The following is a 13,753-nucleotide window of genomic DNA, read 5'->3' on the forward strand; positions in this document are numbered from 1 at the left end:
CATCGCCCGCCGGGGCGCTACAGGAGCTGGCGGGTTTCGCCGGGCGCCAGGCCGTCCAGCGCATACTCGCCGATGCGTACGCGGATCAGCCGCAAGGTCGGGAAGCCGACTGCGGCAGTCATCCGCCGCACCTGCCGATTGCGGCCCTCCCGCAGGCTCAGGCTGAGCCAGCTGGTGGGGATGTTCTTGCGAAAACGGACCGGCGGATCGCGCGCCCATAGCCAGGCCGGCTCATCAACGGGCATCGCCTCGGCCGGCAGGGTCGGGCCGTCGTTCAACGACACGCCGCGGCGCAGTGCCAGCAATGCCGCCTCGTCGATCCGGCCATCGACCTGCACCAGGTAGGTCTTGGCCTGCTTGTGGCGGGGGTCGGTCAGCTGGTGCGCCAGCGCCCCGTCGTCGGTCAGCAGCAGCAAGCCCTCGCTGTCGTGGTCCAGCCGTCCAGCCGCATAGACGTCCGGTTGGCGGACGTACGCCGCCAGCGTGGGGCGTCCTTCCGGGTCGGTGAACTGGCACAGCACGCCATACGGCTTGTTCAGCGCAATCAGCATCGCGGCATCACTGAAAGCGCCGGCACCGGGCGACGGCTCAATGCGACGCTTCGCTCGCCGCAGCGGGCTTGACGAAACGCAAGGTCATCCGGTCGGACTCGCCAATCGCCTGGTATTTCGCGCGATCGTGCTCACCGAGGGTGAACGTGGGCGGCAGCGTCCAGACGCCCTTCGGATAGTCCTTGGTGTCCTTCGGGTTGGCGTTGATCTCGCTGCTCTCATCCAGGATGAAGCCCGCATCGGTGGCCAGCTTCACCACATAGCGCGTCGGCAGGTAGCCGCTCTGCTTCACGCTGTCCAGCGAGGCGCCGTCATCGGCCCGGTGATCGACCACGCCCAGTACGCCTCCGGGCCGCAGCACGGCAAAGAAGGCCTTGAACATCGCCGGCGCGGTGTCCGCCATCACCCAGTTGTGCACGTTGCGGAACGTCAGTACCCGGTCCGCCGATGCGGGCGGGCCGAATACCGGCGCCTTGGGATCGAAGGCGACAATGCGGGCCTTGCCGTACCGCGCCGGGTCGGCGGCGAATTTCCCGTGCAGCGCGCTGTCGTCGCGGCGGTCTTCGCCGTCGCGCGCCGATGCGGCCACGGCGGCAATGTAGTGACCGTTGTCGTGCAGCAGCGGCGCAAGGATCTCGCTGTACCAGCCGCCACCGGGAGTGATCTCGATCAGGGTCTGATCCGGCCGCACGCCGAAGAACTGCAAGGTGGCCTTGGGGTGGCGGTAGACATCGCGGGCACGGTTGGATTCCGAGCGCCAGCTGCCGGCCAGCACGCTATCCAGTTGCGTGGCAGTGAAGTCGCTGGCGCTGGTCGGCGGCACCAGCATGTCGGCCGGCTGGTCAGGTTCGGTCGATGCGGCAGGCGCCGCCTGCACGCCGGCAAAGGCCGGCGCCGCCGCCAGCAGCAACGCCACAGTCAGTCGCATCGTTCCGATCTTTGCCATGTTCATTCCGCGATTCATCGAGACTCCCCTCGGCACCCCGGCCGTCCAGACCGACGCAATATGGTGAAGACAATGTGCAGATCCGGTGGATGCCCGGCCGATCCATTTTAGCCGACACACGCCCGGGCAAGGGCTGAATCATGCCATCCATGCAAAGGCCGGGACGCGCGGGCGCGCATTTCTCGGCGGCCCCGATGCCGCAACATCAGAGCCGATAGTGAATGACCGAGCGGATCGCCTTGCCCTCGTGCATCAGGTCGAACGCCTCGTTGATGCGTTCAAGTGGCAGCACCTCGGTGATCATCTCGTCGATCCTGATTTCGCCGGCCAGGTAACGCTCGACGTAGCCCGGCAGCTGCGAGCGGCCCTTCACGCCGCCGAACGCCGAGCCGCGCCAGACCCGGCCGGTGACCAGCTGGAACGGCCGCGTGCAGATCTCCTGGCCCGCGCCGGCGACGCCGATGATGATCGACTCGCCCCAGCCCTTGTGGCAGCACTCCAGCGCCGAACGCATCACGTGCACGTTGCCGATGCACTCGAACGAATAGTCCACGCCGCCGTCGGTGAGCTCGACGATGACCTGCTGGATCGGCGTGTCCGGGTAGTCCTTCGGATTGATGAAGTCCGTCGCGCCGAGCAGTTTCGCCATCTCGAACTTCGCCGGATTGGTGTCGACCACCACGATGCGCCCGGCCTTCGCCATCACCGCGCCCTGCACCACCGACAGGCCGATGCCGCCCATGCCGAACACCGCCACCGTTGCGCCCGGCTCGACCTTGGCCGTGTTCAGCACCGCGCCGATGCCGGTGGTGATGCCGCAGCCGAGCAGGCACACCTTCTCCAGCGGCGCCGCCTTGTTGATCTTCGCCACCGAGATTTCCGGCAGCACGGTGTATTCGCTGAACGTGCTGGTGCCCATGTAGTGCAGCAGCGGCTTGCCGTTGAGCGAGAAGCGCGAGGTGCCGTCCGGCATCAGGCCCTGGCCCTGGGTGATGCGGATTTTCTGGCACAGGTTGGTCTTGCCGGAGCGGCAGAATTTGCATTCGCCGCACTCGGGCGTGTACAGCGGAATCACGTGATCGCCGACCTGCAGCGAAGTGACGCCTTCGCCGACTTCCTCGACGATGCCGCCACCCTCGTGGCCCAGGATCACCGGGAACCGGCCTTCCGGGTCGTCGCCGGACAAGGTGAACGCGTCGGTATGGCAGACACCGGTGGCCACGATGCGCACCAATACCTCGCCGGCCTTCGGCCCGGCCACGTCGACCTGTTCGATGCTGAGCGGCTTGCCTGCTTCCCAGGCGACGGCGGCGCGCGACTTCATGATGCGGACTCCTCGATGCGATACGGATACGTTGAACGTCTCATGGTACCCGCTCGCCGCATCAGCCCTCGACCGCGCCACACTCGCCCATGCCCGGCATCTGCCGGCAGTACTCGTCCGCCTCGGCCAGCAGCCACGCGCGGAACACCTGCAGGCCGCGGTGCTCCTGCGAGCGCGGCGGATAGACCAGCCAGTACGCTTCGGGCACCGGCAGATAGTTGTTGCCCAGTACCTGCAAACGGCCGGCATCGATCAGCGACTTGGACGTCACCATCCGCCCCAGTCCCACGCCAAGCCCCTCCAGGGCTGCATGCCGCAGCGCATCGACGCTGTCGAAATGCGCCACATAACGCTTCGGCGGCGTGCCGCCGTAGCGGGCAAACCAGTCGAGCCAGCGATTCCCCGGATTGGGGTCGCCAAGCAACGGCCAATGCGAGAGATCGCCCGGATCGGCACCGCCCATTTTCGCCACCAGCTCGGGCGCGGCCACCGGCGCGATCCATTCGCCGAACAGGCGCTCGCTGCGCAGGCCAGCCCACTCGCCTCGGCCGTAGCGCAGCCCGGCATCCACCGGCTCTCGCGCGAAATTCACCAGCGCCGAACCCGACTGCAAGGTGATCTCCAGTTCCGGATGCGCGGCAACCAGCCGCGGCAGCCGCGGCACCAGCCAGCTCGACATGATGCCGGGGCTGGCGCTGAGCGTGAGCGCATCGTGGTGGCGCGTGCGGTAGTGCGACAGCGCGTGCTCGATGCCGTCGAAATGTTCGCCGACCGCTTCCAGCAGGCTGCAGCCTTCGACCGTCAGCGTCACCCCGCGCGGTCCGCGCTCGAACAGACGCCGTTCCAGGCGTTCTTCCAGCTGGCGCATCTGGTGGCTGAGCGCGCTGACGGTAAGGTTCGCCTGCGCCGCCGCGCGCGACAGGTTGCCCAGCCGGGCGACCAGCACGAACTGTTGCAGCAGCGCCAGCGGCGGCTTGCTCATAGTGAATTTTCCTCAAGTCTGGCTTGCGAATATATCGCTATTTCGGGGCCTGCCGTGCGCGTACCTTGAGCGCACCCCAAGCCACCCCCCGGAGATTTTCCCATGAATTCGATCTGGAAAGACCTGCTTTTCCTGCACGGCCATCTCGTGCACAAGGAGGATTTGACCTGGAGCGCGGAGGCAGACACCGAAGCGGATCGGGACAAGGCCCGCGCCAGTCAGGTCCAGGCGGCTGTCGTGAAATGCTGCATGTCGGTGTGGCCGCGCCTGGTGGGGCCGCGCTGAGCCAGAGGCCTCCCAATGGGGGCATTACGCTGCTTTGCCCAGACGGGTGCATGCTTGCCGCTTCCATCCTCCAAGGTGATCCGTTGTGCACAAGCGTCCACTGGGCAATTCAACGCTTTCGATCGCCCCGCTCGCCTTCGGCGGCAACGTGTTCGGCTGGAGCGTCGATGAAAAGCGCTCGTTCGAACTGCTCGACGCATTCGTCGACGCCGGCGGCAACCTGATCGACACGGCGGACGTCTACTCCGCCTGGGTGCCGGGCAATCGGGGCGGCGAATCGGAAACCATCATCGGCCGCTGGCTGAAGCAAGGCGGCAAACGCGCACAAGTGGTGATATCGACCAAGGTGGGCAAATGGGTGCAGCAGCCCGGGCTGTCCCCGGCGAACATCCAGCAGGCGGTCGACGGTTCGCTCAGCCGCCTGCAGGTCGACTGCATCGACCTGTATCAGGCGCACGAGGACGACGCCAGCGTGCCACTGGAAGAAACCCTGGACGCGTTTGGACGGCTGATCGACCAGGGCAAGGTGCGCGCGATCGGCGCTTCCAACTACGGCGCCGCGCGCTTCGCCGAGGCGCTGGCCGTGTCCAGGAAGCATGGACTGCCACGCTACGAAAGCCTGCAACCGGAGTACAACCTGGTCAGCCGCGCCGGCTACGAAAAGGAGCTGGAACCGCTGATCCGGCGCGAGAACATCGGCGTGATCAGCTATTACGCCCTGGCCAGCGGCTTCCTCAGCGGCAAATACCGCAGCACCGCCGACCTGGCCAAGAGCGCGGCGCGCGGCGGCGCGGTGAAGAAATTCCTGAATCCGCACGGCTTGCAGGTACTCGCTGCGCTCGATGCCGTGGCCGCCGCGCACCATGCCACCCCGGCCCAGGTGGCCCTGGCGTGGCTGATCGCCCGGCCCGGCCTCACCGCGCCGATCGTGAGCGCCACCAGCGTCGGACAATGGCAGGAACTGCTGGGCGCCACGACGCTGGAGCTGGATCCCGACGAGATCGCACGACTGGATCTGGCCAGCGCCTGATCGACCCCACGTTCAAGAATCTGCGGCAGGTGTCTGGGAGATCGATGCGCGCTACTCGGGCGCCTCGACTTCGTAGCCCTCGGCCCGCAGCTTCGCCAGATAGCCATCCGGCTTCAGCAGTTCTTCCATCGGCAGTATCGCGAACGTCTGCGCATTGCCCGCCAGGGCCTTGCGCGCGGCGGCAAGCCACAGCGCGGCCTGCCTTGCCGGCACGTCGTCGAGCCCCAGACTCTGCGCAAAACCCGCGTCGATGAGCGAACTGATGCAGGCCTCATGGCGGGCGCTGTCCGGCAACGCGCGCAGTTTCTGCAGATCGCCGGTGGCCCATGCGTTGGCGCGCGCCTTCATGGCAGGCATGTCGTGCTCGATGCTGTCCAGCGTGCGGATGAAGCACGTGGTGTCGTGTGGCGCGGAAGCCTTGAATGCCTTGATCGCCGCACGCGGATGTTCGATCACCACCTGATAACTGGTCGGCACTTCGGTGACGGCGTGACGCGAGGCCAATGCGTCGATGCTGGCCTGCACGCCGCCGCTGCGGCTCAGGTCGTTGGCCTTGATCGCCTTCCTGTAAAGCTCCTGAGCCGCGAAGATCGGCCGCCAGCGTTCGATGCCGCGATCATCGGGGAGGTACTTCTGCTTGAGCACCTGCCAGCGTGCATACACCGGTGGTGGCAGCACCTGCTGCAGGGTTTGCCCATCGCTGTTCTTGCGTGCGCTGTACGCCGACGGCAGCAGGAACAGCTTGCCGAGGAATCCCGCGTCCGCCTTGACCTTCACCGACGGCGGCAGCAGCACTTGCTGCGACCCGCCGATCACCTGCTCCAGTTCGCGCGATTGCCATTGCATGCCACGCGGCAACGGCGACAGCGTGCCCAACACCCACATCACATGCTCGCCGGTGGCGGGATCGCGTCTGGATACCCGCCACAGCCCGGGGCCCGGCTGCGCGCCGGTAACCACTACCGCGGCAAGATCGGCCACCGGCGGCGCGGCGCGGGCAGCCTCCGATTGCGCCGCGGCAACCTGCACGAGGCCGCACCATATCGACAACAGCATCGCTAACCGCAGGCGCATCGGGATATTCCGGTGGGACGAGGCCACCATGGTGGCAGGGCTCGTCTGAGCCGCAGGCTGCTGCCGTCCCGGCCACGCTTGAACTTTCCCGATGCCAACAGGTACGAGGCAGCGCAGCCCTGCTTCTGTCTGGCCGCATGGACGGCCCCTGCGAGAAACCATCAACGCCCGGCAAGCGCCGCCAGGGCCGCATTGAAGGTTGCGCTGGGACGCATGGCCCGGCTGACCTTGGACAGGTCGGGGTGGTAATAGCCGCCGATGTCCACCGGCTTGCCCTGCACGCCGGCAAGTTCGCCCACGATGGTTGCCTCGTTCTCCTGCAGCGCCTTGGCCAGCGGCGCGAACTTCGCCTTCAGCCCGGCGTGCGTGTCCTGCGAGGCCAGCGCCTGCGCCCAGTACAGCGCCAGATAGAAGTGGCTGCCGCGGTTGTCGATGCCGCCAATCTTGCGCGAGGGCGACTTGTCGGTGTCGAGGAACTTGCCGTTGGCCTGGTCCAGCGTCTTGGCCAGCACGTCCACCTCGGTGTTGCCGTAACGGTTGCCCAGGTGTTCCAGCGACGCAGCCAGCGCGAGGAACTCGCCGAGCGAATCCCAGCGCAGGTAGTTCTCTTCCAGGAACTGCTGCACGTGCTTCGGCGCCGAGCCGCCGGCGCCGGTCTCGAACAGGCCGCCGCCGGCCATCAGCGGCACGATCGACAGCATCTTCGCGCTGGTGCCCAGTTCCATGATCGGGAACAGGTCGGTGAGGTAGTCGCGCAACACGTTGCCGGTGACCGAGATCGTATCCAGGCCCTGGCGGATGCGCTCCAGCGAGAACTTCGTCGCGGCGACCGGATCCATGATGCGGATGTCCAGGCCGCTGGTGTCGTGGTCCTTCAGGTAGCGCTCGACCTTGGCGATCACCTGCGCGTCGTGTGCGCGGGCCGGATCGAGCCAGAACACCGCCGGCGTGTGCCGCGCGCGGCTCACTGCCAGCTTCACCCAGTCCTGGATCGGCGCGTCCTTGGTCTGGCACATGCGCCAGATGTCGCCGGCTTCCACGTCATGCTGCAGCAGCACCGTGCCGGCTTCGTCGAGCACCTTGACCACGCCGTCGCCGGCGATCTGGAAGGTCTTGTCGTGCGAGCCGTACTCCTCGGCCGCCTGCGCCATCAGGCCCACGTTCGGCACGCTGCCCATGGTGGCCGGGTCGAACGCACCGTGCGCCTTGCAGTCCTCGATGGTCGCCTGATAGACGCCGGCATAACTGCGGTCGGGGATCACCGCCTTGATGTCCTGCAACTGGCCCTGCGCGTTCCACATCTTGCCGGAGTCGCGGATCATCGCCGGCATCGACGCATCGACGATCACGTCGCTGGGCACGTGCAGGTTGGTGATGCCCTTGTCCGAGTTGACCATCGCCACGCCTGGGCGCTGTGCGTACTCGGCGTCCAGGTCGGCCTTGATCGCCGCCTGCTGCGCTTCCGGCAGCGAGCCGAGGCGCGCGTACAGGTCGCCGATGCCGTTATTCGGATTGAAGCCGATTTGCTTCAGCGCAGCGGCGTGCTTCGCCAGCACATCCTTGTAGAACTCGCCGACCACCACGCCGAACATGATCGGGTCGGAGACCTTCATCATGGTCGCCTTCAGGTGCAGCGAGAACAGCACGCCCTGCTGCTTCGCGTCCGCGATCTGCGCGTCGACGAACGCAGCCAGCGCCCTGCGGCTCATCACCGCGCCGTCGATGATCTCGCCGGCCAGCAGAGCGGTCTTCGGCTTCAGCACGGCGTGGCTGCCATCCTTGCCGAACCATTCGATGCTGACGCTGCCGGCCTTCGGAACCAGCGCGGATTTCTCGGTGCCGTAGAAGTCGCCGCCGTCCATGTGCGCCACGTGGGTCTTCGAATCCTTGCTCCACGCGCCCATCTTGTGCGGATGCTTGCGCGCGTAGTTCTTCACCGAGATCGGCGCGCGGCGGTCGGAATTGCCCTCGCGCAGCACCGGATTCACCGCGCTGCCCTTGACCCGGTCGTAGCGCGCCCTGACGTCTTTCTCGCCGTCGTCCTTCGGCGCATCCGGGTATTCCGGCAGCGTATAACCCTGGCCCTGCAGCTCCTTGATCGCCGCCTTCAGCTGCGGCATCGAGGCACTGATGTTCGGCAGCTTGATGATGTTCGCCTCCGGCGTGGTCGCCAGCTGGCCCAGCTCGGCCAGGTCGTCGGCCAGTCGCTGGCCTTCCTTCAGCGCTTCCGGGAACAGCGCGATGATGCGCGCCGCCAGCGAGATGTCGCGCGTTTCCACCGCGACGCCGGCCGTGCCGGTGAACGCGGCGACGATCGGCAGCAGCGACTGCGTGGCCAGGAACGGGGCCTCGTCCGTCAATGTGTAGATGATCTTTGGCGTGTTGGACATGGTCGGTGCGAGCCTCTTTGGCGACAACATTGATGAAGGTGCTGCCGCCGGGAACCGGCCATCCGCCCGTTGCCGTCATCTCCGCGCAGGCAGGAAGCCAGCGACTTCAGGCGGCACTGGAGCCGTGCCTGCGCAGGGATGACGAGCCGGCGTTCGACGATTCCCATCGCGGCGACTTCTCGATCGCGGCCCCACCGAGGCAAGGCCGCTGGCACATCCCTCCCAGTATATTTCGTCAGGCACCCCTTGTCCGGACGAGCACGCCTTTGCGAGACGGGCCGACAAGGCCGTCCGGGCCATCCGGCCACGGCATGCGAGAATACGCAGTTGCCTCGGTCGTCGCCCGCTTTCCATGATCCCGGATCGTCTGCACCAATTGCTGCAACACGCCGAATGGGTCTCGAACTTCGACGCGCGCACCTTGCAGCGGGCAGCCGACTATGCGCGTCGGCAACGGGTGGTCGCGATCCAGTTCACGCCCGGCGACCACGCCGACAGCTGCACCCTCGAGGGCGACATCCGGGGCAGTGCGCGCCAGCCCTACCATTGCCGCGTCGACGTGCAGGCCCGCGACGCCTCGCTGACCCTGGACACCCACTGCAGCTGTCCGATGGATGTGGACTGCAAGCATGCCGCCGCGATGCTGCTGCTGGCGGCGAACCTGCCACCGTCGACGTGGCCAGTCAGCGCCAGCGCCCGCCAACCATCGCCCGGCCGCCGCCCCGCGACGACGCCGCGCCCGGCAGCGGCCTGGATGCACGAACCCCATGCCACCAACACCAGCATGCACGCCTGGTCGCAATGGCTGCAACGGCTCGACTCGCCACCCGGCCAGGTCGCCACCGTGGTCGACCCGCAACGCGAATTCGGGGTGCTGCTGCGCGGTGACGCCCATGGCCAGTTGCTGATCAACCCGGTATGGATGCGCCCCGGCAAGACCCGCCGCGCCGCGCTGGTCGATCCCCAGCCACTGCACTTGCACGAGCGCGCCGGCCCGTTGCCGGCTCCGGACGGCGGCTGGCCGAACGGGGTCGCCGGCGCACTGGCCGTGCTGCTGCATCAGCAACACACCCGTATCGGCAACCAGCACTGGACGACCATTCACGCCTCACATCAGGAACAGGCGCTGGAAACCGTACTCGCCCACTACCCGGTCTATTTCGAGAAGGGTTCGGCACCGCTGTCACGCGGACCGGACCTGCCGCTGCGGATACGCTGGCTTGGTCGCTCCGACGGCAGCCAGCAACTGGTGGCCAGCGTCGATGAAGGCGAAGCCCCGTTGCTGCTGCGCGGTGCCGGTCTCTGGTACGTGCTGTCCCTCTCGCAAACCTGGGGCCGGGTCGAGGGCGCCGCTCAACTGCTCGACAGCATCGCGCACGCGCCGCCCGTATTGCCCGAGCAGGTCGACGCGCTGCGCCGGCAACTGCGCGAACACAAAGGCACCTTGCTGATCCCGCTGCCCGACGAGCGCGCACCGGTGCAGATCGTGCAGGCGACGCCGCAGCCGCTGCTGCAACTGCGCGTGATCGAGCTTTCGATCCAGCACACATGGAGCGGCCCGCGCATGACCACCGCGCTGGGCTGCGCACGACTGGCCTACGACTACGGCGGCCACCTCCTGGCGCCCGATCCGGATGCCCGCGCTCCAACCACCCGCATCATGCGCGGCGACCAGGTGCTGGAGATCGTGCGCGACCTGGACGCCGAGAAGCACGCCGAGGAGCAGCTCGAAAACCTCGGCATGGTCGAGGCCGTCCTGTACGCCCGCGAACAGGGCCTGCGCCGGCAACCGCTGGACGAAAACGACTTCGTCCTGCAACCGCACGAACGCCAGCCGCCGCTGTGTCCGGAGGACTGGAAGCCGGCACTCGACGTGCTCGCCGACGCCGGCTTCCGGCTCGACTACGACGCCAGCTTTCCGCACGACGAACTGGTCGACATCGACCACTGGCACGCCGACCTCGAACCCAGCGGCACGCAATGGTTCGACGTCTCGCTGGGCGTGGATGTCGGCGGCCAGCGGATCGACCTGCTGCCGGTGTTGCGCCGGCTGCTGGCCGACCCCGGCTTTCCGCGCCACCCGGCCAAGGGCGAAAAGAAGAACGCCAGCTGGCGTGTGCTGCTGGACGAAAAGCGCAGCGCCGAGATTCCGCTGAGCCGCCTGCGCACGCTGATCGAGCCCCTGCTGGAATGGCTCGAAGGCGACGGCGAACTGCGCCTGCACCGCAGCCAGGCGCCGCTGCTCGCCACGCTGGACGAACACCTGCACTGGCACGGCGGCGAGTTGCTGCGCGCCCACCTCGACGCATGGCAGAACCTCAAGCGCAGTGTCGACGCACCCAGGGGTTTCCAGGCCACCTTGCGTCCCTACCAGCGCGATGGTCTGGCCTGGCTGGACTTTCTCGGCGCGGCCGGGCTCGGCGGCATCCTCGCCGACGACATGGGCCTGGGCAAAACCGTGCAGGTGCTGGCGCACATCCTCGGCGAAAAGCAGCGCGGCCGACTGGAGCAACCCGCGCTGGTGGTCGCCCCGACCAGTCTGGTCGGCAACTGGCAAAGCGAGGCCGCGCGCTTCGCGCCCGCGCTGAAGGTGCTGGTGATCCACGGCGCCGCGCGCGCCGACCGTTACGACGAGATCGCCAGCCACGACCTGATCATCACCACCTACCCGCTGCTGCCGCGCGATCGCGAACAACTGCTCGGACAATGCTTTGCGCTGCTGGTGCTGGACGAGGCGCAGGCGATCAAGAACGCGCAGAGCCAGGCCGCGCGCGTGGTGCGCGAAATCCCCGCCACGCGCCGGCTGGCGATGACCGGCACGCCGCTGGAAAACCACCTGGGTGAGCTGTGGGCGCAATTCGACGCGGTGGAACCGGGCCTGCTCGGCTCCCAGCGCCAGTTCACCAGGCTGTATCGCACGCCGATCGAAAAACATGGCGACGTCGACCGCCAGCAACGGCTCAACCGGCGCATCGGCCCGCTGCTGCTGCGCCGGCGCAAGGACGACGTGCTCACCGACCTGCCGGCCAAGACCGAGATCGTGCGCACGCTGGAACTGGAAGGCGACCAGCGCGCGCTGTACGAAACCCTGCGCCTGGCGCAGCACGAGCGCGTGCGCCAGGCGGTGAAGGAGCGCGGCCTGGCACAGTCCGGCATCATCGTGCTCGACGCCCTGCTGAAGCTGCGCCAGGCCTGCTGCGATCCACGGCTGGTCAAACTGGCCAGCGCGAAGAAGATCACCGCCAGCGCCAAGCTCGACGCCCTGCTCGAACTGCTCGACGGCCTGCTCGGCGAAGGCCGCCGGGTGCTGCTGTTCTCGCAATTCACCGAGATGCTGGCGCTGATCGAGACGGCGCTGATCAAGCGCGGCATCGAACACCAGATCCTCACCGGACAAACCCCGGCCGGCCAGCGCAGCGCCCTGGTGCGCCGCTTCCAGGGCGGCACCGTGCCGGTGTTCCTGATCAGCCTCAAAGCCGGCGGCGTCGGCCTCAACCTCACCGCCGCCGACGCCGTGATCCACTACGACCCGTGGTGGAACCCGGCCGCCGAGGCGCAGGCCACCGACCGTGCCCACCGCATCGGCCAGGACAAGCCGGTATTCGTCTACCGGCTGATCTGCGCCGGCACCGTCGAGGAGAAAATCCAGGCGATGCAGGGCCGCAAGGCCGAGCTGGCGCGCGCCGTGCTGGAGGGCGGCGGTGCCACCACCCAACTGCGCTTCAACGAAACCGACCTGGCCGAACTGTTCGCGCCGTTGTAACGGGCGGCCACACCGGCGCTCGGCCGTTGCCCCGTGCTGCACCACCCACCACCCACCATCCACCGACAGGGAAACGTCATGAGCCACCTGAGCCAGTCGATCGTCGATTTCATCGCCCAGCTTCTGCCCCTGTATACCTGTCAGCACGCCGATGGCCATGAGTGCGCCTTGTCGCTGCTGGACGGCACGCTGATCCTGCCGGTGGACGAATCGCATGCCGCCGAAGAAGAAGGCTGGGTGGCGGTGTTCTGGCAGGGCGACAGTCACCGCCGCTCCGAAGTGATCGGCACCCAGCTCGCCAGCCTGGCGGTGTGCCGGCACGTCGAACTGGTGGGCGCCGGGCTTGCGGCGACGGAACGGGCCGCACACCGGGCGCATCTGGCCGAGCGGTTCTACCGCCGCACGGGCCTGCCGCTGCAACCGCAAGCCGCGGCGTCGGCGCCTTGGGTTTCGACCGGCTGAAACGGCAAGGGTGCGGCATGGCCGCACCCTTGCCCCGTGACAGATCGCCCGGGCGATCTACTTGACGGTGAAGTCCTTGCTGGCGACCTGATTGCCGTTCAGCGAGATGGCGACCTTGTAGCTGCCCACCGGCAGTCCGCCAGGCTTGCTGATCATGAACGCGGTGGTCTCCGGGCCTGCGGCATTGATGGTCTTGCTGTCCTCGTGCACGGTCTGGCCGTCCTGATAGGTCCACTTGGCCGCCACCGTGGCGGTGCCGCTGCCGCTGGTGTCAACCGACGCGTAGATGGTGTCCTTCGGCGCGAAGCTGGTGCCGCTGGCGAGAATCTTGTTGTTGGCGTCCACGGTCGATCCCAACTCCACCGCGTTGAGCGTGACCGCAGCCGCGGTGCCGCTGCTGGCCGGGGCCATCATGCCTGCGGTGGAGGCCGGTGCCGGCGCCATCGTCGGCGCGCTGGCCGAGGGCGGTGGCGTGCCGGGAATCGACGAGGCCGATTCGTCCTTCTTGCCGCAGGCGCTCAGCGCCAGAGCGGAAGCCAGCGCGGCGGTCAGGATCAGGGGTTGGCGGATCTTTGTTGCATGGGTCGTCTTCATGAGGCATCTCCTGCTTCGGAACGTGAGGGGACTTCAGGACTTGGCGGGGATCTTCAGCATCTGGCCCGGCTTGATCCGGTCCGGATCCGTGAGCTGGTCGCGATTGACATCGAAGATCGTCTTCCATGCATTCGCGTTGCCGTAGAACTTCGCGGCGATGGCGGACAGGCTGTCGCCAGCCATCACGGTGTAGATGGCGGCCTCGTCCACGGTCGAACTGACGTGCGATTGCACATCACTGAAATCGGCCTTGGCGGCGGGCGGCATGTCAGCCGCGGTGGACGCCACGCCACCTCCCACCCCGGAGAAATCCGACTTGTTGTTTTCATCACCCATCGAACCGTCTCCGTCT

12 protein-coding genes are annotated in these 13,753 nt (G+C 67.3%); 4 read left to right on the forward strand and 8 right to left on the reverse strand.

Going from position 1 to position 13,753, the window contains the following annotated elements:
• Positions 1-17: 17 nt before the first annotated feature.
• The 4 genes from ACFPME_RS08505 to ACFPME_RS08520 form a co-directional block, all read right to left on the reverse strand.
• The gene (locus ACFPME_RS08505; protein WP_377304135.1) at positions 18-551 is read right to left on the reverse strand and encodes an rRNA large subunit pseudouridine synthase E; all 534 of its coding nucleotides are present in this window, start codon (positions 549-551) and stop codon (positions 18-20) included.
• Between the two features lie 37 nt (positions 552-588).
• A complete protein-coding gene (locus ACFPME_RS08510; RefSeq protein ID WP_377304137.1) occupies positions 589-1,497 on the reverse strand; it encodes a class I SAM-dependent methyltransferase in 909 nt (302 codons plus the stop codon).
• Between the two features lie 205 nt (positions 1,498-1,702).
• Positions 1,703-2,821: an S-(hydroxymethyl)glutathione dehydrogenase/class III alcohol dehydrogenase gene (locus tag ACFPME_RS08515; protein ID WP_377304139.1), complete on the reverse strand. Its 1,119-nt coding sequence runs from the start codon at positions 2,819-2,821 to the stop codon at positions 1,703-1,705.
• Between the two features lie 61 nt (positions 2,822-2,882).
• The gene (locus ACFPME_RS08520) at positions 2,883-3,803 is read right to left on the reverse strand and encodes a LysR substrate-binding domain-containing protein (RefSeq protein ID WP_377304142.1); all 921 of its coding nucleotides are present in this window, start codon (positions 3,801-3,803) and stop codon (positions 2,883-2,885) included.
• Positions 3,804-3,905: 102 nt separating this feature from the next.
• On the opposite strand from ACFPME_RS08520, the gene ACFPME_RS08525 reads away from it, so the two are divergent.
• Positions 3,906-4,088, forward strand: a complete 183-nt coding sequence (locus tag ACFPME_RS08525; protein ID WP_377304144.1) for a hypothetical protein — start codon at positions 3,906-3,908, stop codon at positions 4,086-4,088.
• Between the two features lie 85 nt (positions 4,089-4,173).
• Positions 4,174-5,118, forward strand: coding sequence for an aldo/keto reductase (locus ACFPME_RS08530; RefSeq protein WP_377304146.1), 945 nt, complete (start codon positions 4,174-4,176; stop codon positions 5,116-5,118).
• Positions 5,119-5,169: 51 nt separating this feature from the next.
• Here ACFPME_RS08530 and ACFPME_RS08535 read toward each other — a convergent pair whose 3' ends face one another.
• Complete coding sequence (locus ACFPME_RS08535; protein WP_377304149.1) at positions 5,170-6,192, reverse strand: TraB/GumN family protein; 1,023 nt, start codon at positions 6,190-6,192, stop codon at positions 5,170-5,172.
• Positions 6,193-6,353: 161 nt separating this feature from the next.
• Positions 6,354-8,582: an NADP-dependent isocitrate dehydrogenase gene (locus ACFPME_RS08540; RefSeq protein ID WP_377304151.1), complete on the reverse strand. Its 2,229-nt coding sequence runs from the start codon at positions 8,580-8,582 to the stop codon at positions 6,354-6,356.
• Positions 8,583-8,934: 352 nt separating this feature from the next.
• On the opposite strand from ACFPME_RS08540, the gene ACFPME_RS08545 reads away from it, so the two are divergent.
• Positions 8,935-12,345, forward strand: coding sequence for an SNF2-related protein (locus ACFPME_RS08545; RefSeq protein ID WP_377304153.1), 3,411 nt, complete (start codon positions 8,935-8,937; stop codon positions 12,343-12,345).
• 78 nt (positions 12,346-12,423) lie between these two features.
• Positions 12,424-12,807, forward strand: a complete 384-nt coding sequence (locus tag ACFPME_RS08550) for a hypothetical protein (protein WP_377304155.1) — start codon at positions 12,424-12,426, stop codon at positions 12,805-12,807.
• A 57-nt stretch (positions 12,808-12,864) separates the two neighbouring features.
• On the opposite strand, the gene ACFPME_RS08555 is transcribed toward ACFPME_RS08550, so the two are convergent.
• Both ACFPME_RS08555 and ACFPME_RS08560 read right to left on the reverse strand, forming a co-directional pair.
• A complete protein-coding gene (locus ACFPME_RS08555) occupies positions 12,865-13,401 on the reverse strand; it encodes a hypothetical protein (protein WP_377304157.1) in 537 nt (178 codons plus the stop codon).
• A gap of 33 nt (positions 13,402-13,434) precedes the next feature.
• Positions 13,435-13,737, reverse strand: coding sequence for a LysM peptidoglycan-binding domain-containing protein (locus ACFPME_RS08560; protein ID WP_377304159.1), 303 nt, complete (start codon positions 13,735-13,737; stop codon positions 13,435-13,437).
• Between the last annotated feature and the right edge of the window lie 16 nt (positions 13,738-13,753).

Origin of the sequence: Rhodanobacter umsongensis (assembly GCF_042654965.1) — a bacterium.
GTDB lineage: Bacteria > Pseudomonadota > Gammaproteobacteria > Xanthomonadales > Rhodanobacteraceae > Rhodanobacter > Rhodanobacter umsongensis.